Genomic DNA, 21,453 nt, shown 5'->3' with positions numbered 1-21,453 from the left:
TGCGGCCAAAGCACTATACTTTGGACATTAATTGAACAATGTCCATGATAGGGATAATCTTTTGGTCGATAGTTCAGATGCAGTCTACAGGAGTCCGTGTACTCCCTCTTTAGTCGCCTTGTTTAGTCGAATGCAGCGATTGCTTGCAGCTACGCTATTTACACTGGCCTGCGGCTTGCCATGCTATGCGCAAAATATGGCTGAATTACAAAATGTCATGTCGAGTAAAGGCTATCTTGCCTATGCCAGTGCACTCAATTTATACCAGCAAGGGGCATTAGAAGAATCTCAAGCGATCGCTCTGACACTGCTGGAAAACACCCAACAAAATTCACTCGATGCAGCCGCAGCGAAACGTATCATCGCCTTGATTGCCATGCAACGGGCCCAATATGACTTTGCCCAGCGCACATTAACGCAAGCATTAAACGAATTTCAGCGCCGTGAAGAGTTGCAATTAGTTGCTTTGATTCAAACGGATTTAGGCAATAATCTGAGCCAACAAGCATTACATTCGAACGCGCTGCACCTTTACAACAGCGCACTCAGTACCTATGAAATGTTTGGGGATACTGAACAAATAGTAAAGCTCTACAACAGAATTGCTGCAACCTTGGAGAAGCTGGGTCAATATGAGCGGGCGTTAGCAGCATTGACCAAAGCACTCGAATTACAGCGACAAGCAGGCGAGAGGCAAGACTTAACCAATACCTTATTTAACATCGCAGAGATCCATCGCGAATTAGCACAACTTGAGCAAGCAGAAATATACTTCAACGATGCCTTGGCACTTGCGAGAGAACTCAACGATCAAACCCAAGTCGCCAAAATCCAATCCAAGCTAGGCTTTATTCATATCGACAGCGGAAACTATGTCGCGGCCGAGACCGCATTTAATCGGGCTATTGCCTTATTAGCTCCAATGGAACATTCACTAACGCTGGCGGAATCGCGAGCCGGACTGGGGCAAGCGCTCATAGGGCAAAGCAAACTTGACGTTGGGATGGTTCTATTAAATGAGGCATTAACTCATGCAGAAACTCACGACTATTCAGCGCTGCAAACTAAAGTTAGATTAATTCTCGCGCAAGTACAGGTAAAACGTGGCAACTATGCAACAGCGCTAGAACAAGCTGAGCTCGGCTTAGCTGAAGCGACTCAGCGACAAGAACTGCCGCGGCAAGCAGAATTTGAGGCGGTCCGAGTGACCATCTTTGAGAAGACCGGTGCATTCGCTGAGGCATTTGCCGCGTTAAAACGTCAGACACAGATTGAAGCTACCATTTTACAACAGCGCCGGGATAACGCTTTGACGGCGCTCCAATCAGAAGTTGAGTATGTTAGACAGGAGCAGGATATTGCGCTGTTACGCAAAAACAAAGTGACCGAATTAAATTTAGCTGAACAGCGAAACGCGCGAAACGTGCTTATGTTAGCCAGTCTTATCGTTTTCTTACTGCTCGCTTTTTTGTTTTTCAGTCGCCACGCCCAAAAACTGCGCAACGATCAATTAACCGGTATTGTAAAAAGGCGTACACAAGAATTAGAGAAGAAGAATGAAGAGTTACAGCAAGCCTATCGCACATTAGAACACATGAGTTTGCGCGACTCTTTGACGGGTTGCTATAATCGCCACTATCTCGACGCCAACCTACCCGCGGAAGTCAACCGTAGTTTGTTCAGTCACCGCTCGGCCAAAGAGAGCAATCACCCACCTGCACTGCACAATGATCTACTTTGCTTTTTACTCGATATTGATGATTTCAAGACTATCAACGACACCTATGGTCACGTCACCGGTGACCGCGTGCTCATTCAATTTGGAAAAATCATTGCCAATGTTTTTCGGCATTCGGACCTCCAAGTCCGATGGGGTGGAGAGGAGTTCTTAATTATTTGTCGCAATACACCGCGCCTAGACGCTGCAATGCTTGCCGAGCGGTTACGCGCAGCCGTTGCCGATGCGCCGTTTAGAGGCAGTAATGAGAAAAAATTTGCCGTTACCTGTTCCATCGGCTTTGCAGCGTTCCCGCTCGATCTTGAGCAACCAGAACGAATCTCATGGGAGCAATGCTTTAGCCTAGCCGATCATTGCCTATACTCAGCGAAGCGCTCCGGTAAAAATTGTTGGATCGGTATTACTCAAGCCACACAAGAAGCTAAAGAAGCCCTTGACGACCAAGAGAGTGCATTCGGTTTAGGTAAACTAGAAGTGCAAACCTCCCTCAATCATTTATCATCGATAAAGTGGCAAAATGATATGCTTACCAATGCGCAGGAATAGTTAAGCGCCTGTCTTAACGTCTTCAAGATGATATTTGTCGATCAATGAGTATAGGGTTGGACGCGTAACTCCGAGTAATTCAGCGGTTTTCGACATGTTTTTATCAGCTCTTACATAGGCTCGTCGAATCGCCTCACTCTCAGCGTTCTCACGTACCTCACGTAAATTCAAGATTTCTTTTGTACCAGACGACTCCACAGAACGTAAGCCAAGATCTTCTGCCGTAACCAATTGCCCCTCCGCCAATATCACTGCGGACTTGAGCTTATTTTGTAACTCGCGAATATTGCCCGGCCAAGGATGCGCCAACATGGCATTGATTGCGCATTCACTAAAACCTTTTACTTTGGCATTAAAATCAATGCAATACTGAGCTAAAAAGGTCTTAGCAAGCAATACGACGTCTTGTTCGCGATCTTTCAACGGCGGAATTTCAATAATGATTTCCCCTACGCGATAAAAAAGGTCTTCGCGAAACGCCTCTTCCGCAACCATTTGTTGTAAATTACGGTGCGTTGCACAAACGACGCGAATATCCACTGGAATTTCAGTGCGGCCGCCAACGCGTTCTATCACCCTTTCCTGCAGGAAACGGAGCATTTTAGCTTGCAAACCAATGGGCATATCACCGATTTCATCTAAAAATAAGGTACCGCCCTGCGCCATCTCAATTTTACCCAAGGTTGTTTTATTGGCCCCTGTAAACGCACCTTTTTCGTAACCAAACAGTTCACTTTCAAGCAAATTTTCGGGAATTGAGGCACAGTTAATAGCCACAAAGGCCTTTTCACTGCGTTGACTGTGTTCATGAATACTACGTGCAAATACCTCTTTCCCGGTACCACTTTCACCCAGCAGTAAGGCGCTGATATCGGTTTGTGCAATCTTTTCTGCGCGCCGACTTGCTGCTTGTATACTCGGGCTATTACCTATGATCTTACCCATCGAAGGGTTGGTGCGCACCAGAATGCGATTCTCATGCTCCAGTTGAGCTAGGTTCAAGGCCCGATTGATGATGATTTTCATCGTATCTGAATCAATCGGTTTTTGATAAAAATCGTAGGCGCCAAGCTCTATTGCTTTTAATGCGTTGGCCTTATCATTATTTCCGGTAACGACAATGACCTTGGTATGGGGGGCTAATGACAGAATTTCAGATAACGCCAATAGTCCTTCAGAGGCATTGGTTGGATCGGGCGGCAGGCCTAAGTCCAAAGTAACGACTGCCGGCTCATGACGACGCAATTGTGCAATTGCAGAACTTCTGTCTTCGGCGTAGACAAGTTCGAAGTCGGCTAAACTCCATTTTAATTGCTTTTGTATTCCTAAGTCGTCATCCACGACTAGCACCTTTGTCATAGCGTTTCGTTTCCCTTATTACCGGCAGATTAAGTTGTTGGAATAAACAAAGTGAAGGTTGTACCTTCTTTCACTTTGCTGATGACTTCGATACTACCACCAATTGATTCAAGGTAGCTACGGGCATCGTAAGCGCCAATGCCCATACCTGCATTTCCTTTGGTCGTATCAAAGGGTTTAAATAAGCGATTTTGGATGAAGTCTGCGGTCATGCCTTCACCGTTATCGCTGATCGTCACGACCTGCAATGCTTCCGCGTTATTATACTCTAAGGTTACAGTCACCCAGCCATTATCAGCAGTAGCCTGTTGCGCATTGCTGACAAGGTGATACATAACATTGGCAAATTTTTCGGCATCAACGACCACATCTGTTTCAGATTCAATGACCAATTTAGGACTCGGCAACAAGGTTGCACAGCGTTGCTCAATCACCGCAGAAATAATACCTGAAAGTTTAAAACTACCTTGCTTAACCTGCGGCGTGCTTTGCTTATCTGACAATTGCAGTAGCATTTTATCCATGCGCGATTTAGTGTGTTGCAACGTCTCGAAAGTATCATCTATGAATTCTGGGTTATGCTTATGCTGTTGCGCGTTACACAATATCAAGTCGATTTGTGCTAAGACATTTTTAAGATCGTGTACAACAAACGCTGACATGCGAGAGAAAGCCGCGAATTGAGCGTTTTCTGCGATTTGGTTAGCCGCCTCGTTATGGAAAACAAAATTGCTAACTTGCGCAGTAACAGCATTTAAATAATCGCGCAGCTCCCAGTTGAGACGCACTTGCGTTTCTTTATCGCCTTTTAAAACAACGATACCCCATAATTCATCATGCTCAAAAAGGGGGACAACAATAATTTTGTCCAATGCCTTTAGTTCTTCATCAGCTAGCTTTAAACCTTCGTAAACGTAGGGTTTTACTTTGTATTCCTCACTATCAAAAAGCCAGCTCGTAGAGTTAAAGAACGCAATCAACTTCTTTCCTATCGGTGCGGAAATGTCTACAAAATCATCGGTCTTGGCGACAACGCAAAGGTTTGCTTGCTGCAGTTTGAATAACGCTCCTTGTTTGTACTGCACAGCGCCCAGATAGCCCTGTAATGCATTCTCATATACATCTGATATATGGTCGCTCTGGGCGGTCAAGGCTGCGGTCAATTTTACCCACTCTTGGCGATAATCAAACTGGTTCGCAAAAAAGTTTTTGGTAATAAAGACTTTTACCTTGGTGCGAAAACTTTGCGATAAAAATACGGTTGCCAGCAAGGTTAACGACAGAGCGATAAACACAACTTGAATCGTCGCTCCCCACTGACCACCGATGTACTTTACTGCGTAACCGATGGTCGCCATGATCAGGAGATAGCCTCCCGCCACCAATAACAACGAACTATGCAGCACGACTTCTCTGGAAATGAAAATATCAACGCCCCAATGTTTAATTCGGCGAATAGCAATAATCAGCAGTGGCGCGAGGAGTAAATAAATATACCCGCGGGCGGCAATATACAGGGGCTCAACTTGTGCCACCATTGTTGCATTGGCATAGGTGACAAATTCAAATAGATTTATAACGCCAAGATAGAGAACTAATGGTTTGAATGCCCAACGTTGTTCGCCGGCTTGGCGGTATACCTGCTCCAGCAGCACTAATACTTCAAGGGCAATGATGGTTTGCAAAAGAAAGCGCCACGGTGTCGAAAGAACGCCAAACTCTGGTAACACAATAGCAGCGGTTGGAACAGCAAGAATTGCCCAGGTAACGGGCCGCGACAATACCCCCCACAGAGAGGTAAAGTCATTGCGTAAAAAAGCAGACAAGAAAAGTAACCAAACCCATTGTTTACCGCTATCAATGTAGAGCAACCGATCCAGCGTAAAGTCGCCACCGATTAGCATGAAGTGCGCCCCAGCCCAGAGCACTGTGACTAACGTCGAGAGGATTAATAAATACTTTGCCAACCCCGCCTTGCGCACAGTAAGTAACAGTAGGAGAAGTAGAAAATACCCTATCCCAGCGAGGCTGTATCCAATATCTGCTATCACAGTCGTTTAATCACCAAACTACCAATCGAATAGCCAGCGCCAAAGGAGCAAAGCACACCGACATCATCTTTAACTAAATCCTTATGATTCAACGCAAAGGCAATAACTGAACCCGCAGACGCTGTATTCGCGTAGGTATCTAATACGATCGGCGCTTCATCAGCATCTGGCAGCCGCCCCAATAGCTTCTTACTGATGAGGGTGTTCATGTTAATATTTGCCTGATGTAACCACCAACGACGGATATCTTGTATGCTGAGCCCACAAGCAGCAATGTGTTGCTCTAAATGTTCAGCCGCTAATGGGCAAACTTCTTTGAATACTTTGCGCCCCTCCTGATGAAATAACTTATCCGGGCCGTAAGGATCTGCATCTGTGGCATGGGTCATGTAACCAAAATTTGATCTGATATTATTCGAAAAGGCGGTTAACGCTTTGGTACCTAAGATCTCAAATACATGACTTCCACGCGCAGTTTCTTTGCGTTCAACTATAGTCGCGGTAGCGACATCACCAAAAATAAAGTGGCTATCGCGATCGGTATAATTGATCTGCGGAGAAACTAATTCAGGGTTGATAACCAGCACGCGCCGCGCCGTCTCTGCTTTCACCATTTCGTAGGCTCTATGCAAGCCGAAGGTGGCAGCTGAACAGGCAACTAGCATATCAAAACCAAATCCACTGATACCCAAAGCGTTCTGTACTTCAATGGCGATTGCAGGATAAGAACGCTGAGTATATGCACAACTTACAATCACAGCGTCGATATCGCTAGGCTCAAGTGCAGCAGCTTGGATTGCGGTTCTTGCCGCTGCCACAGCGATTTCGGCCTGTTGACTCAATTCATCATCGCTGCGCTCTGGTATTGCTGGTCGCATGCGATTGATATCTAACACGCCATCCTTACAGTATATGTAGCGACTTTTAATGCCCGATGCTTTCTCAATAAACTCAGCACTACTGTGTGGCTTTGCCTCGATTGTACCAGCAGCTATAGCATCTGCATTCTCGGCATTATATTTGTCAGCATAATCGTTATAGCTTGCGACTAGCTCTTCATTGCTAATGGTATGCGGAGGAGTCCAAACTCCAACTCCGCTGATAACTACCGCATCAGTCATAAGTTCTCTCTATGTATTAGGGTGACACTGCAAATGTCAATTAATACTAGAATACCCTGACAGCGCGAGATTGTCATGAAACAAAAAAGGCGCCTTAAGCGGCGCCTTGGTCATTCTGATCTCATTTAGTTTGGCGTAATTTCCCAAACGCTAACAGTACCACTAACTTCATTCCCTGATATCAGCAGAGGGTTACCCGTAGCACTGTCATCAGCTGCCACAAAGACTAAACTTTCAGGTGCCAAATCACCAATAACATCTGCTACGCCGAGCCCTTCGGTTAGGTCGCGATTGATAATGTACTCAGCAAACTTAACGTCATACGGGTTGGTAACATCATAGACCATGATCCCGCCCATGCGCTCTAAGCCAATGAATGCATATGTACGATTACCGATCATACCAACAGTGAGCGCTTCAGGTTCAGGCCCTTTGTTTTCAGAGCGTGAGTCGCTTTCGTTCACATCACTGTCGTTATTGAATTGCGCGCCATGGACCGAAGCGGTAATACGCTCAAAGTCATCGCCAGAATCAAACACCACTAAACCGTTCTGATCCCAGATGGTAAATGAGCGGGCACCATAGCTGTACGCCATGTCATACTCACCATCGCCATCGGCATCACCCAGTTCTGCGCTCACTCGTAAACCATCGATATCGCCCATCATTTTAAGACTCTCAAGTTTTGAGCCCGGTTCTGCAGCAATATCTTCAAGCTTCACTTCATCGGTGTACGACAAGCAACCATCATCAGCATCAAAACTAAGGCCACCAGCCGCGGTACAAGCAGCTTCATCTGCAACATCAAAGAAATACTCTCGCGCATCACCTTCATTAGCAGTGACTAAGAAAGTCGCTCCTTTCCATTCATAACTTGAAATGGTATCCGGCATATACACACCGTAGAGGCCATCGTATTGACCAAAGCTAACGGCACCATCTTCATTGCCATCGAAATTGAGCGCTGCCCAATCTTTAAAACCTAAGCCAATGAGCTCAACTGATAAATCTTCTAGGTCTACTACTGCTACCCCATTATTTTCTTGTAAGGTTACATAAACCCGATCATTAGTTGCTTCGATCGCTTCTGGCTCTAAATCCTGCGCTACAGAAATATCAATGAGATTACCGTTGATGGTGCGACCTGATGGATTGGGGAAGACCATACCCTGCGCTTCCAAATCAGCTTGCTGACCATTAAATTGTGTAAAGTCTACGGTTTCAGCAGTTTCTTCAGGTTCATTATTGGCAAGAATGTCAATCACCGAGATACTGCCTTCAGGGTCATTACTGTAATCACCGTTTGGCTCACCTTCATTGGCAACAATCACTTTGCCGCCATCTGGGGTGAACTTAACCATATCGGGCAAATTGCCTACCATCACACCATCAAGCAATGTAGGCGCATTGTCATTCAGACCGTTGTAAAACAGAACCATGCCATTGTCTGCTTGGGTTGCCCCTGAGACTGCAACGGCAAGCAAGTCACCTGACACGGCAATACTGTTTACACCACCTAACGCAGTACCTTCAAATTCTGTCGGCAACGTGATTGTCGTGGCCGACAAGTTGACTAGGTTAATTGGATCCGACAAGGCATTCGACGTTAAGCCACTGGCATTAATAATCGCAATCGTGCCAGTCGAGCTATTGGTCGCATAAATACGCTGAGTTTCTTTGTGGTATTGAACAATTTCTGCAGCGCCACTCGAGCCAAGACTGGCGCGGCCAATGATCGATAGCGTGATGCCTAAAGATGCGTCTGAACCATCCTGACCATCTTGGCCATCTTGCCCCGGGGCACCGTCTTGTCCCGGATCACCTTGCGGCCCTTGCAAGCCTTGTTCACCTTGTAATCCGTCGTCACCGTCTAAGCCACACCCTGCTAACGTCGCTGACACAAAAAACGCCAGAAGTCCGTATTTGAATACTTGTCGAGCCGCCATTTGCCTTCCTTTTTTTGTCGTTATTGTCACACAATAGTTGATTATTGCTTATCATGCTAAATACTGTGGACTAAGTCCACACCATTTATGTTTTTAACTGGCAGTAAGGTAGAGTGCAATTGTTACAATTGCATGAAGTTCTTAGCACAACGCTCCCCAGCAACAGGATAGCGTTCCACCGAATGTGCAATACGGGGGAATACACAATCTCCCATCAACGCATCATTCGACTCTGTGATAACGAGTACAGAATCACCATTCACCGAGGCAAGCTAATGTTGAGTTTATGTATGTTTGAAGACTCGTAACGAAAACGATTAGGGTAAATATAAAAACTAAATGCATCCTTAACACCGCTCTATTTTAACTTGCTTCTGGGTGCTTGAATGGCGCAAGATACTTCCTATAACTAAGTGAAATCGATGAACCCAAAATGCTGAAAAAAATATTTATAACGACTGCCGTCCTCACATTGCTGGGATGTGCCACTTCGCCAACAGGTAGAAATCAAGTCCTTCTCTATTCAGATAGCCAGTTGTCTGAAATGGGAGCGCAAGCCTTTAACGGTATGAAGGAATCTATCCAGATTTCCAATAAAGCAATTGAAAATGACTATGTGCAATGTGTCGCTCGCCCAATTATTGCTCAAGTAAGTCAAGAGGTATTTGCAGGCCAATGGGAAATCGTTGTGTTTGACGATCCCCAAGTCAATGCTTTTGCCTTACCTGGCGGGAAAATTGGCGTATACACTGGTCTCTTGCAGGTCGCAAAAAATCAACATCAACTAGCTGCCGTCATTGGCCATGAAGTCGGCCATGTTATTGCTCAACACGGCAATGAGCGAATGTCGCAAAGTACCATCATATCGATTGGATCGCAGGCGGTTGGACAAATAATGGCTGCAAATGAGGTTGCTAATTCTGGTCCGATCATGGCCGCGATTGGACTAGGAGTGCAAGTTGGAGTGCAGTTACCCTTCAGTCGAACCCATGAATCAGAAGCCGATGAAATCGGGCTAACCCTGATGGCGCAGGCGGGCTTTGCACCAGAGCAAGCCATCACATTGTGGGAAAATATGGAAGCTGCCAGCGGTGGCCAGCGCCAACCGGAGTTGCTATCGACCCATCCAGCGCCACAAACTCGCATTGCCGCGCTGTCCGCATTATTACCACAAGCCCAGAAAATTGCGCAGCAACAAACCCAAAAACCTAACTGTCAGGCGTAGTCTTCAATTTATTAGTAAAAAGGCCGCTGTTTAGCGGCCCTAGTTCTTAATGTAAGAAGGATTAATCCTCTTTGTGAACGTGCACATCCATTTGCGGGAATGGAATTGAAATACCTTCTTTATCAAAGCGTAGTTTTACCGCTTCGGTGAAATCAAACAGCACGCCCCAATAGTCACCACTTTTAACCCATGGACGGACCACAAAATTAACACTGCTATCGCCAAGTTCTGATACTGCCACTTGCGGCGCCGGATCAGCAAGAATACGCTCATCTTCCTTGACCATGGCCTCGAGCACCTGCTTTGCTTTTAATAAGTCGTCGCCGTAGCCAATGCCAAACACCATATCAACACGGCGGGTTTCTTTGGCCGAGAAATTGGTGATATTACCGCCATAAATGGCACCGTTTGGTACGATTATTTCTTTGTTGTCTGGGGTCGTCATAATAGTGGTAAAAATACCGATAGACTTAACCGTCCCCATAGTGCCGCCCGCTTCAACAAAGTCGCCTGACTTAAACGGTTTGAATACCAGCAGCATCACACCAGCTGCAAAGTTTTGCAGTGATCCCTGCAAGGACAAACCGATCGCTAAACCAGCTGCACCTAAAATCGCCACCAATGACGTGGTATCAACGCCCAATTTATCGAGTGCTGCAACGATCACAAATAGCATCAGCACCGCGTTGAGAATTGATGCCAAGAACGCTACGAGCATGGCATCGTATTTTGACTTCGCCATAACCTTATTAAATAGCGACATCAAAACACCAACGACAATTTTACCTACTACGTAGATAAGAATAGCGAAAACGATATTAATACCCCATGGGATTACGTAGGTATTAACCAAGTTTTCAATTTCTTCAGCAGAATACATGTGTAAATTCCTTCTAATTGGGTTAACAATTTAACCGAAGAAAAAAATAGCAACATTTAGACACATTTGGCAATTAAAAAAGCAACGTGTTGTTTTTAATTATTTTTCGAAAGACTTGAGCGCCCCTGTTATGCTTTGTTACAGCGCTGCAAACACATTGTAGAAGAAGTGTTAAAAACCTGTCACCAATCACAGACACCCGTAAATAAAGGCGTGCAGAACAATTTTTTTTTTGCAAATCCACTGGATCTTTCTGAAAAATTGACTATATTTCCACCACGCTCTAAACCTGTTCAGAAGAACAGGTGGCGTAACCCAATTAATGTTTTTAAAGGAATTGAAAATGTTATTACTATCTATTTTGTTTACCGCAGTTAGCCTACTATTTATATACGCTTTAATGAGAGATACTGGTGATAACACGCCTGATGCGCGTGGAACCGGTCATGCAATAACTTCAAATAGCGCCACAACACAGGCTCATAGAATTAGCTCCAAAGAGACCGAGGTAGTCAGCTTAAGCTAAATACACACAAGATTTTAGGCGCGCAAGCGCCTTTTTCTTTTTCATCCTGTGTTCAGCATGGGACGCATGTTATTCTTGCGCCATCTTAATTAGCAACCATGACCCCGTATGCGAGTATCACGTTTTTTCGTTGCCAGTGCCCTAGCTGTCGACACCGAAGTTATTATGCCGGCAGAAACGGCCCACTACATGGCCAATGTTCTGCGTCTCGTGCCCCAAACGCCAGTCGTTCTGTTTAACGGTGACGGCAACGAATATAGTGGTGTTGTAACCCAGATCGGCAAGCGGCAAGCGGTCGTATATCTCGACGCGAAATTGGCTATTGATCCACAATCCTCACTCTCTTTGCATCTTGGGCAAGCCGTCAGTAAAGGCGACCGAATGGATTGGGTTTTGCAAAAAGCCACCGAACTGGGAGTCACGCACATAACACCGGTAATTACAGAACGCTGCGCGGTGAAATTGAGTGCGGAGCGTTGGGATAAGAAACTCTCACAATGGGCCAAAATAATTCAAGCAGCCTGCGAACAATCCGGCCGCAACACACTGCCTGTATTGAATAGTCCAGTACTGTTGCACGACTGGTTAAAAACGTCATCCGATCAAACTCGCCTATTATTTGATCCCACGGCACATCAACGAATCCAGCAGCTTGAGAGTAATTCGCGTGGTTTTCGAATATTGATAGGACCGGAGGGAGGCTTATCACAACAAGAGGTCTATACCGCGGTACAAAATGGCTATCAAGCGCTTACGATGGGCCCGAGGGTGTTGCGTACAGAAACTGCCGCAGTTGCTGCAATTTCTATACTGCAAGCAAGCTTTGGCGATATTTAGTCAAGTAAACAATTAACTGACAAAATTTTGACACATCTTAAAATTGCGTTTACCGTGTGAACGTCATATTTGTTTGCATTGAAGCGCGATTGCAACGCAGTAGGTTGAATGTCTAAGAACCCCGAAAGAAGTATCAGCAAGGAGCAAATCACACAGTTACAAAGTAGGAGTGCTATCGAAATAGGCAGAGCGAAAGCCCTCGACCTGTTAATTAGTGGTGCCTCCTTGAAAACTGTTGCACGCACCATGGTGCAAGGTATTGAAGAAGCTCACCCGGGCGTGCGCTGTATTATCATGCTGTTAAACGATGATAAAATAACCTTATCTCCACTGGTAGCCCCCAGCTTTCCCCAGGAGTTTGTAAAAGCACTGACTAATTTCCCAGTGGGGGCTAATAACGGTTGTTGCGGCGCTGCGGTATTCCATAAAAAACCCATCTATGAGGCAAATGTTCTAACCAGTAAAGACTGGCAACCTTTGGCTGCTATGGCTAAACAAGCAGAGTTAAAGGCGTGTTGGTCGCATCCACTTATTTCTCCGGCGGGTGAGGTGTATGGCACTCTGGCAATCTACCCTGAGCAAAGCCAAGCGCCAAGTCAAGATGACATCCATGCGCTTGATTATGAAGCGAAAATATTAAGCGTGATTATTGAGCGATCGCGCATGATTTCGGCGTTAAAAAAGTCACACAATGAATTAGAACAACGAGTTGCAGAGCGAACGAAAGAGCTCAGTGAAGCCAACGTGTTATTGAGCAAAGCGCTGGATCAACGCAATGAAGTTCGGATGCAACTGCTCGAGATGGAAAATATGGCAGCGCTTGGTACCATGATGTCGAGCTTAACCCATGAGATCAATACCCCCATTGGGGTTGCCATTACTGCCGCCACTTATCTGCGCGCGATGCAGCAAAAATCCAGAACACTGTTTGAGCAAGATGCGCTAAAACGGTCTGATCTTGAATCTTTTTACCGAGAATGCGGCGAAGCATCCGACATCATCGAGCGGAATCTGGCTCGCACCAGCCAATTGATTACAACCTTCAAACAACTCTCGATTGACCAACACTCTCAAGAGCCGCGAACGATCAATGTAATTGATTATATTGATGAGATACTTTTATCTTTAAAGCCGCGCTTAAAACGTTTTGGTCATGTTTTTTGCCTGGATGTAAACCCTGATCTGAACTTCCAAACCAATCCTGGAGCGCTTGGGCAAATTTTAATCAACCTTATCATGAATTCAGCTACCCATGCGTTTGACTCCGGTCAGCGTGGGCGGATCACCATCCGCGTACGTATCGATAATAGCAATCAAGTACAATCTTACTTATCGTTGGATTATCGTGACAATGGAAAAGGTATGTCTGAGCACACGGTTGCAAACATTTATAAGCCATTTTTTACAAATGCGCGTGGTAGTGGTGGCACTGGCTTAGGCATGCACATTTGTTACAACTTGGCTGTCGATGTGTTGAAAGGAACCTTGGACTGCGAGTCCGTCCTGGGGAAAGGTACGTTGTTTCGGTTACGCATTCCGATTAATGCAAACGAAAGCGACTAATTTTCAGCACCTAACTTGAAATAATCTTTCGCACCGCCATTTCCTATAAAAGTCAGGATTCAAAGGATTCACATGAGCATCAAGTTAGCCATAGTGATGGACCCCATCAATGCCATCAATATTAAAAAAGATAGCAGTTTTGCCATGCTGCTAGAGGCCCAAGCGCGTGGCTACAACCTGTCCTACATTGAAATGACAGACCTCTATATCAACGATGGATTACCGTATGCAAGTTGTCGTGCATTACAGGTTGAAGAAAATCCCGAAGACTGGTTTACACTCAGTGAACGCCATGAGGTTGCACTGTCACACTTTGACGTCATATTAATGCGCAAAGATCCTCCTGTAGATGCGGAATTTATCTACGCAACCCACATGTTGGAACTAGCCGAGCGACAAGGGTGTTTGGTGGTCAACAAACCGCAAAGTTTGCGTGATTTCAATGAAAAGCTGTTTACCACTTGGTTTTCCGAGTACACCCCCCCAACACTGGTCACCGCACAAAAGGAAAAAATTAAAGCCTTTCACGCCGAACACGGCGATATTATTTGCAAACCACTGGACGGAATGGGTGGCGTGTCTATTTTTCGAGTCACTGAAGATGGCACCAACTTGGGGGTCATTGCAGAGACACTGACCAAAAATGGACAGCAATATGCTATGTTTCAACGCTATTTGCCGGCCATCAAAGAGGGTGACAAACGGGTATTGATTGTTGCCGGTGAAATTATTCCATACTGTTTAGCGCGCCTGCCCAGTGGTAACGAAACCCGCGGAAATCTTGCTGCAGGGGGGACTGGTAGGCCACAACCAATCAGTGATAGTGACCGGCTATTAGCGGAAGCTATTGCACCCACACTGGTTGAAAAGGGCTTGTTATTTGTCGGTTTAGATGTCATCGGTGACAAAATCACAGAAATCAATGTCACCAGCCCAACTTGCGTGCGCGAACTTGAAGCCGCCTACAATATTAATATTTGTAGTCAGTTGTTCGACGCCATTGAAGAAAGGATTAATCGTTAAGCTATGTCAGACCGAGTCACCTTTGAAAATCATTTTTTGATCGCTATGCCGAGCTTGGAAGATCGTTATTTTTCACGCTCGCTGACCTATATTTGTGAGCATAATGAACAAGGTGCGATGGGGCTGGTTATCAATCAACCAACCACCATGAATCTGAAGGCATTACTTAATCAGATCGATGACAGTGTAGCGGTGGATGATGCTTATGCGGAAAAGGTCATACTGGCAGGCGGACCGGTCTCGCAAGATCGTGGGTTTATTCTACACACGACCCAAGAGGGCTGGTCTTCCAGTCTAGCGTTAACACCAGAAATCATGGTAACGACCTCGAAAGATATTTTGCCAGCCATCGCAAGCGCACAAGGACCAGAAAAATCATTAGTGACTTTGGGTTATGCAGGCTGGACTGGCGGCCAGTTAGAGCAAGAGCTCCAAGAAAACAGCTGGTTAATAGTCGCCGCAGACACCGATATATTGTTTGACGTACCCATTCATAAAAAATGGCAAGCTGCAGTAAACAAACTAGGCGTTGATATCTGGCAACTAGCACCGAATGCAGGACATGCTTAACATGCGCGGAACACTATTAAGCTTCGACTATGGCGTAAAAAGCATTGGTGTTGCGGTCGGGCAATCTATCACCGCAACGGCATCGCCATTACATGCACTGAAAGCTCGCGATGGCGTACCCGACTGGTCTAAAGTGGAAGAAATCATTGCTGAATGGCAGCCCAGCGCTTGTATTGTTGGCCTGCCATTAAACATGGATGGCACAGAGCAACCCTTAACTGAACGCGCACGCACCTTTGCCAATCGCTTGCACGGGCGGTTTAAAGTGTCGGTGGAGTTATGGGATGAACGCTTGACCACTGTGGATGCCAAAGCTGAATTATTTGCTATGGGTGGTTTTAAGAAACTCGAAAAAGGGAAAATCGACAGTGTTTCTGCATGTTTGATCCTGCAAAGCTACTTTGAGAACCATTAATTGCTCATTACCCTGTTAACGACTGTGCTGGCATTGCCAGCAGACCGCAAAGTTTGCACTATTAACTTCCCCACAACCGCTGCAACTCCAATCATCACCATTGTCGCTATTGACATAATCGTGTCTGAATTCATCGATAAGAACGCGGGCTCTAGACGCCCACTCAGCGTCGGTCAACCAGACCTCAGGCTGTGCATCCAGTGGCGAAACCTCGCCAATTGCACCCGCGATATATTCGTTTTTCAAGAAGCACGGTATTCCGTGCTCCTCTAACAATGCCTTGACTCTAAAGACTAGGAAGCGATCGTAATCGCGATAGATCAGCAAACCTGTTAGTCCATATCAATCGATACGTTGGACAATGAACCCAGTCCAGACCCTTCATTGGTATCCAACTTAATCATTAAGCGCAAGTCATTCGGAGAATCGGCATGATGCAGCGCCTGATCCAAAGAGATCCGCCCCGCTTTATAATGATCATACAGTGCCATATCAAAGGTTTGCATGCCTGCCTCTTTGCCTTTCTGCATGGCTTCCTTGAGCGACCCGATATTGTTTTTCTGGATTAAATCAGTGATCAGAGGTGAGTTTAACAAGATCTCTATCGCTGCGACCCGCCCTTTACCATCGATCGTCGGCACCAGCTGCTGCGCCACAATTGCACGAATGTTCAAACTCAAATCAAAACGCAACTTATCGTGCAAATCTTTCGGCGCTAAGTGCATAATCCGTTCTATTGCCTGGTTGGCATTGTTTGCGTGTAGTGTTGCTACACACAAATGTCCAGTATCGGCAAATGACATGGCGTATTCCATGGTCTCCATTGAGCGGATCTCACCAATCAAAATAACATCAGGCGCTTGTCGTAAGGAAGACTTCAACGCATCATCAAAAGACAGTGTATCTATCCCTACCTCTCGTTGGGTCACCACGCATTTGTTATGCTCATGCACAAACTCAATGGGATCTTCGATAGTGAGAATATGGCCCTTTGAATTTGCATTGCGATGACCAATTAACGCCGCCAATGAGGTTGATTTACCCGTGCCGGTTCCCCCCACAAATAACACTAAGCCGCGCTTAGCCATGATGATATCTTTCAGCACTGGCGGCAGCCCTAAATCATCAGCTTGTGGAATTTGCGTAACAATCCGACGAATAACCATACCGGCCAGATCACGCTGCCAGAACGCGCTACAACGAAAGCGTCCAATGCCTTCCCGCGCTATAGCAAAATTGCATTCTTTGCTAGTTTCGAACTCCTCGCGTTGCTTATCTGACATTGCCTGATGCACCAAATCCAAGGCATCGTCGGCCGTAAGCGCATCATCGCCCAATGGGGTTAATTGCCCATTAATTTTGGCACTTACCGGATAGCCAACGGTAATAAATACGTCAGAGGCCGATTCGCCTACCATTTGCTCTAAATAATCATCAAGAGAATGCATCGCTTAGAATCCTGGTTTGGGTTGTTTATCGATAGATTTAGCCGCTGCATCTTGCGGAGAAATCACGCCCATGCCAACAAGTTTTTGCAAACACTGATCCATGGTTTGCATTCCATGGGCTTGTCCGGTTTGAATAACCGAATACATTTGCGGCACTTTGTCTTCACGGATTAGATTACGGATGGCCGGAATACCAATCATGATTTCGTGGGCCGCGATACGGCCGCCCCCTACTTTCTTAAGTAAGGTTTGTGAGATAACTGCGCGCAAAGATTCTGACAACATAGAACGCACCATGGCCTTTTCTTCAGCAGGAAACACATCAATGATCCGGTCGATAGTTTTCGGCGCGGAATTGGTGTGTAGGGTACCAAAGACTAGATGCCCCGTTTCCGCAGCTGATATTGCCAAACGAATCGTTTCGAGGTCACGTAATTCACCGACGAGAATAACATCAGGATCCTCACGCAGAGCACTGCGGAGCGCATTATTGAAACTATGAGTATCACGGTGAACTTCACGTTGGTTGATCACGCAAAGCTTATTTTCGTGCACAAACTCGATCGGGTCTTCGATAGTCAGAATGTGCTCACGTTTGTGAGTATTGATATGGTCAATCATTGCTGCCAAAGTGGTACTCTTACCACTACCGGTCGCACCGGTAACCAACACAATCCCAGTCGGCTGGTTGATGATGTCCTTAAAGATTGCCGGCGCTCCCAGATCATCTAAGGTCAACACTTTACTAGGAATGGTCCGCAGTACAGCCGCGGCACCACGATTTTGCACAAACGCGTTAACCCTAAAGCGCGACAGGTCTTTAACTTCAAAAGAAAAATCAGTCTCTAGATTTTCTTCGTATTCCTTACGCTGCATATCGTTCATGATTTCATAAACCAATGCATGGACTTGTTTGTGATCCAGGGCTGGTACATTTAGGCGGCGCATCTCACCATCAACACGAATGATCGGGGGTAGTCCTGCGCTTAAATGTAAATCCGATGCGTTGTTTTGCACACTAAAGGCTAAAAGTTCGGTAATATCCAAGGTCTGTGTCTCCGAAAAAACTAAACACGCTATGCAAACAATAGCAGATCGACTGGAAAGCGCCTACAAGATGATTGCGCACGCAACTGAAGTTGCCCATCGTCCAGCAAAATCAGTTAAATTACTAGCAGTTAGCAAAACAAAACCGGTATCAGATTTACAACAAGCGTATGCGGCGGGGCAACGTTTGTTTGGCGAAAATTACGTTCAAGAAGGCGTCGATAAAATCATCAAGATGCGTGATTACACGGATATTGAGTGGCATTTCATTGGTCCATTACAATCGAATAAAACCAAGGTTGTGGCGGAGCACTTTGCTTGGGTGCAAAGTCTCGATCGACTGAAGATTGCGCGGCGCTTGTCGAAACAGCGGCCGACGAATCTAACGCCACTGAATATCTGTATTCAGGTCAATATCGATAGTGAGAATACCAAGTCGGGTGTGTTAGCCGAAAACGTAGAAGAATTTGCCCAAGCGGTGGCAGAACTACCGAATCTGCAGTTGCGTGGCTTAATGGCTATCCCGGCTAACTCTACTGACGTCAATATGCAAAGGGCCAGTTTTGACCGCATGAATAAACTGTATTCCCTCTTGAAACAACAGCATTCAACCATAGATACTTTATCTATAGGAATGAGTAACGATGCCGAAATTGCGATCCAGTGCGGTTCCACTATGGTAAGAATAGGCACAGCAATTTTCGGGCAACGCAACTGATCACACAGACGACACAAGTATTTTGGGAGTAGCATGCAAACTAAACATGTAGGATTTATCGGTGCCGGTAATATGAGCCGCAGTATCATCGCTGGACTTATTGAGTCAGGCTATTCGCCGAACGCCATAACCGCGAGCAACCGTTCTACCGATAAATTAATGGACCTGCAAGAAGAGTTTGGTATCAACATAACCACTGATAACGATGCTGTTGTTGCTTACGCTGACGTCATTGTCATGTCGGTGAAGCCACAACTGATGGCAGAAGTTCTTGGCGCCTTGGACTCTGCGCAAGTATCTGACGATAAGGTATTTATGTCTATTGCTGCAGGAATTAAGCTAAACCGGCTCAGTGAAATGCTACCGGCAGCAACTAAGTGGGTACGAGCCATGCCTAACACGCCAAGTGCCGTGGGTGCAGGTTTAACGGGATTGATTGCTAATACAGCAGTCAATGAAACCGAGCGTCAAGTTTGTGCTGACCTAATGGCAGCGGTTGGGGAAGTTGTGTGGGTTGATGAAGAGTCACAAATTGATGGTGTAATTGCTGCGGCAGGTAGTGCCCCCGCGTACTTCTTTTTGTTTTTGGAGGCCATGCAAGCGGAGGCAGAGAAGATGGGCTTCAGTCACTCACAAGCCCGTTTAATGGTGCAGCAAGCAATGTTTGGCGCTGCCAAAATGGTGGTTAAGAATCCAGCGGTGGAACTCTCTACCTTGCGTGAAAACGTTACCTCGAAAGGCGGTACTACAGCGCAAGCACTACAAACATTTATGCAAGGGGGCCTAAGTAGCCTAGTCAGCGAAGCGATGCAGGCTGCGGTTAAACGCGCCGAAGAAATGTCTAATGAATTCTAACTAAAGAGCCTTTTATGAACGCGACTTATTTTCTTATTACGACCCTATTCAACCTGTATTTAATGGTTGTTTTATTGCGCTTATGGCTGCAATGGGTTAGAGCAGACTTTTATAATCCATTGAGTCAGGTAGTTGTAAAGACGACTCAGCCGATTGTTGGTCCAATGCGCAGGATTATCCCATCAATTGGTCCCTTTGATACTGCTACATTTGTCTTTGCACTATTGGTGTCAATTGCCAAGATCACGACAATATCTTTAGTATTTAGCGCTAATTTTGCACCGTTGGCGATCATTATATCAGCCTTTGTTGATGTACTTAGAGAAGGTCTGAGTCTGGTTTTCTGGATCTTAATCTTACGAGCGATTTTAAGCTGGGTAAGCCAAGGTAACAATCCGATTGAATATGTCACCATGCAGTTGACAGAGCCCTTTTTGGCGCCCATCCGTCGGATTATTCCGCCCATGGGTGGTTTAGATCTGTCTGTTCTGATTGCAATCATTGGGTTACAGTTTATTCGCATATTACTCGGCGATATTTTCGGCGGTTTTTAATTTTCAGAGGAGGAGTCATGCGGCATTATGCGTATGTGATAGTTGGACTGATTACATTGTGGTTCTCTGGAGTTGCAAACGCTGAACAAAAAGCCACACTCGGCGGTTGGGATGTTCATTATATGGTGGTCAATACGACTTTTTTAACGCCCGAAATAGCCAAAGCCAATGGCATTGTGCGTAGTCGCTTCAACGCTCTGGTTAACATTTCAGTCCTGGATTCAGCTTCAAAAAAAGCGCTTGAACCTGCGGTTTCAGGAAGCGCGACGAATTTAATTGGTACTCAAAAGGAACTGAAGTTCAAGCGCGTGCGCGAGGGTGACGCTGTGTATTACTTGGCTGTTTTACCCTACAGGGACATGGAGACCTATCGGTTCGCTATTCAGATCCAAGCCGGCAACGAAATCCAAACCTTAAACTTTTCACAAAAACTGTATGCTGAGTAGCAGTCACTAGTCATTGTTACCTATGCGCTCTGCTCAGGCTTGGGTAATTTCAGAGGTTAAGCTTTCCGCATTTACCCTATCTCTGAATTTTTTCAGCATGGCGAAATCAGATCCGGTCAATTCCGCAGATTTGGATCGTATGCACACAAAACGACACCGACAAATCCGTTGCTGAATCGGACATACCCTCTTTAGATTTAAACCACTGACGCTAAAATCTAGAATTGATCGAACATCACTTGATTCCCATCCGGATCAGTGAAAACGCAATGACAAGGGCCAGTATTGCCTTGCGTTGCGGTCACCGGCGTATAACCGGAATCGACCATGCTCTTTTCAATGGCACGAGCATCTGCAGGATTAAAGGTTAAAATATTGTCCTTAAACATATCTTTAAATAAACCAATCACCACATCTCCCTTTTGCAGTATTAACCAATTGTCGTCGATTGAACCGCACCCTTCACACGCAACAAATCCAAGCGCCTCGTAGAATTTTTTGGATTGCTGAATATCTTTCACTGCGAGGCTTACTGAAAATTGTCCAAGTTCCATTGCATATCTCCATCTGACTAAGAGAAAACAG

General features: G+C 45.8%; 20 protein-coding genes. 11 read left to right on the top strand and 9 right to left on the bottom strand.

Going from position 1 to position 21,453, the window contains the following annotated elements:
• Window positions 1-61 precede the first annotated feature (61 nt).
• Window positions 62-2,284, top strand: a complete 2,223-nt coding sequence (locus AC121Z_RS03555) for a sensor domain-containing diguanylate cyclase (protein ID WP_498126729.1) — start codon at window positions 62-64, stop codon at window positions 2,282-2,284.
• On the opposite strand, the gene prsR is transcribed toward AC121Z_RS03555, so the two are convergent.
• From prsR to AC121Z_RS03535, 4 genes are all read right to left on the bottom strand, one after another.
• On the bottom strand, window positions 2,285-3,643 hold the full coding sequence (gene prsR / locus AC121Z_RS03550; protein ID WP_498126727.1) for a PEP-CTERM-box response regulator transcription factor: 1,359 nt from the start codon (window positions 3,641-3,643) through the stop codon (window positions 2,285-2,287). It lies immediately after the preceding gene.
• A gap of 29 nt (window positions 3,644-3,672) precedes the next feature.
• Window positions 3,673-5,694: an XrtA/PEP-CTERM system histidine kinase PrsK gene (gene prsK / locus AC121Z_RS03545; RefSeq protein WP_498126725.1), complete on the bottom strand. Its 2,022-nt coding sequence runs from the start codon at window positions 5,692-5,694 to the stop codon at window positions 3,673-3,675.
• On the bottom strand, window positions 5,691-6,815 hold the full coding sequence (locus AC121Z_RS03540; RefSeq protein WP_498126724.1) for a beta-ketoacyl-ACP synthase III: 1,125 nt from the start codon (window positions 6,813-6,815) through the stop codon (window positions 5,691-5,693). Before AC121Z_RS03540 ends, prsK begins: the two co-directional genes overlap by 4 nt.
• A 125-nt stretch (window positions 6,816-6,940) precedes the next feature.
• A complete protein-coding gene (locus AC121Z_RS03535; RefSeq protein WP_498126722.1) occupies window positions 6,941-8,761 on the bottom strand; it encodes a choice-of-anchor I family protein in 1,821 nt (606 codons plus the stop codon).
• A gap of 433 nt (window positions 8,762-9,194) precedes the next feature.
• Between AC121Z_RS03535 and AC121Z_RS03530 the strand changes: the two genes are divergently transcribed.
• Window positions 9,195-9,986, top strand: a complete 792-nt coding sequence (locus AC121Z_RS03530; protein WP_498126720.1) for a M48 family metallopeptidase — start codon at window positions 9,195-9,197, stop codon at window positions 9,984-9,986.
• A gap of 61 nt (window positions 9,987-10,047) precedes the next feature.
• On the opposite strand, the gene AC121Z_RS03525 is transcribed toward AC121Z_RS03530, so the two are convergent.
• Entirely contained in the window at window positions 10,048-10,866 is an 819-nt protein-coding gene (locus tag AC121Z_RS03525; protein WP_498126719.1) for a mechanosensitive ion channel family protein, read from the bottom strand.
• Between the two features lie 634 nt (window positions 10,867-11,500).
• Between AC121Z_RS03525 and AC121Z_RS03520 the strand changes: the two genes are divergently transcribed.
• From AC121Z_RS03520 to ruvX, 5 genes are all read left to right on the top strand, one after another.
• A complete protein-coding gene (locus AC121Z_RS03520) occupies window positions 11,501-12,229 on the top strand; it encodes a 16S rRNA (uracil(1498)-N(3))-methyltransferase (protein WP_498126717.1) in 729 nt (242 codons plus the stop codon).
• A gap of 108 nt (window positions 12,230-12,337) precedes the next feature.
• On the top strand, window positions 12,338-13,792 hold the full coding sequence (locus AC121Z_RS03515; protein ID WP_498126715.1) for a GAF domain-containing sensor histidine kinase: 1,455 nt from the start codon (window positions 12,338-12,340) through the stop codon (window positions 13,790-13,792).
• Window positions 13,793-13,864: 72 nt separating this feature from the next.
• On the top strand, window positions 13,865-14,815 hold the full coding sequence (gene gshB / locus AC121Z_RS03510) for a glutathione synthase (protein ID WP_498126714.1): 951 nt from the start codon (window positions 13,865-13,867) through the stop codon (window positions 14,813-14,815).
• Window positions 14,816-14,818: 3 nt separating this feature from the next.
• Complete coding sequence (locus AC121Z_RS03505) at window positions 14,819-15,385, top strand: YqgE/AlgH family protein (protein WP_498126712.1); 567 nt, start codon at window positions 14,819-14,821, stop codon at window positions 15,383-15,385.
• Between the two features lies 1 nt (window position 15,386).
• A complete protein-coding gene (gene ruvX, locus AC121Z_RS03500; RefSeq protein WP_498126710.1) occupies window positions 15,387-15,800 on the top strand; it encodes a Holliday junction resolvase RuvX in 414 nt (137 codons plus the stop codon).
• Between the two features lie 15 nt (window positions 15,801-15,815).
• Here the strand turns inward: ruvX and AC121Z_RS03495 are convergent, their stop codons facing one another.
• The 3 genes from AC121Z_RS03495 to AC121Z_RS03485 are packed head-to-tail and all read right to left on the bottom strand — an operon-like array spanning window position 15,816 to window position 18,295.
• Window positions 15,816-16,127: a putative signal transducing protein gene (locus tag AC121Z_RS03495; protein WP_498126709.1), complete on the bottom strand. Its 312-nt coding sequence runs from the start codon at window positions 16,125-16,127 to the stop codon at window positions 15,816-15,818.
• 5 nt (window positions 16,128-16,132) lie between these two features.
• Window positions 16,133-17,248, bottom strand: coding sequence for a PilT/PilU family type 4a pilus ATPase (locus AC121Z_RS03490; protein ID WP_498126708.1), 1,116 nt, complete (start codon window positions 17,246-17,248; stop codon window positions 16,133-16,135).
• Window positions 17,249-17,251: 3 nt separating this feature from the next.
• A complete protein-coding gene (locus AC121Z_RS03485; protein ID WP_498126707.1) occupies window positions 17,252-18,295 on the bottom strand; it encodes a type IV pilus twitching motility protein PilT in 1,044 nt (347 codons plus the stop codon).
• 31 nt (window positions 18,296-18,326) lie between these two features.
• On the opposite strand from AC121Z_RS03485, the gene AC121Z_RS03480 reads away from it, so the two are divergent.
• From AC121Z_RS03480 to AC121Z_RS03465, 4 genes are read left to right on the top strand one after another with little or no spacing between them, the layout of a single operon-like run.
• Window positions 18,327-19,013: a YggS family pyridoxal phosphate-dependent enzyme gene (locus tag AC121Z_RS03480; RefSeq protein WP_498126706.1), complete on the top strand. Its 687-nt coding sequence runs from the start codon at window positions 18,327-18,329 to the stop codon at window positions 19,011-19,013.
• A 33-nt stretch (window positions 19,014-19,046) separates the two neighbouring features.
• Complete coding sequence (gene proC / locus AC121Z_RS03475; RefSeq protein ID WP_498126704.1) at window positions 19,047-19,868, top strand: pyrroline-5-carboxylate reductase; 822 nt, start codon at window positions 19,047-19,049, stop codon at window positions 19,866-19,868.
• A gap of 14 nt (window positions 19,869-19,882) precedes the next feature.
• Window positions 19,883-20,422: a YggT family protein gene (locus tag AC121Z_RS03470; protein WP_498126703.1), complete on the top strand. Its 540-nt coding sequence runs from the start codon at window positions 19,883-19,885 to the stop codon at window positions 20,420-20,422.
• Window positions 20,423-20,439: 17 nt separating this feature from the next.
• Window positions 20,440-20,868, top strand: a complete 429-nt coding sequence (locus tag AC121Z_RS03465; RefSeq protein ID WP_498126701.1) for a DUF4426 domain-containing protein — start codon at window positions 20,440-20,442, stop codon at window positions 20,866-20,868.
• Between the two features lie 218 nt (window positions 20,869-21,086).
• Here AC121Z_RS03465 and AC121Z_RS03460 read toward each other — a convergent pair whose 3' ends face one another.
• On the bottom strand, window positions 21,087-21,422 hold the full coding sequence (locus AC121Z_RS03460; RefSeq protein ID WP_498126699.1) for a VOC family protein: 336 nt from the start codon (window positions 21,420-21,422) through the stop codon (window positions 21,087-21,089).
• Between the last annotated feature and the right edge of the window lie 31 nt (window positions 21,423-21,453).

It is taken from the genome of Alteromonas sp. DYW1 (assembly GCF_059752595.1).
This window is presented reverse-complemented; position numbering and strand designations above follow the sequence as displayed.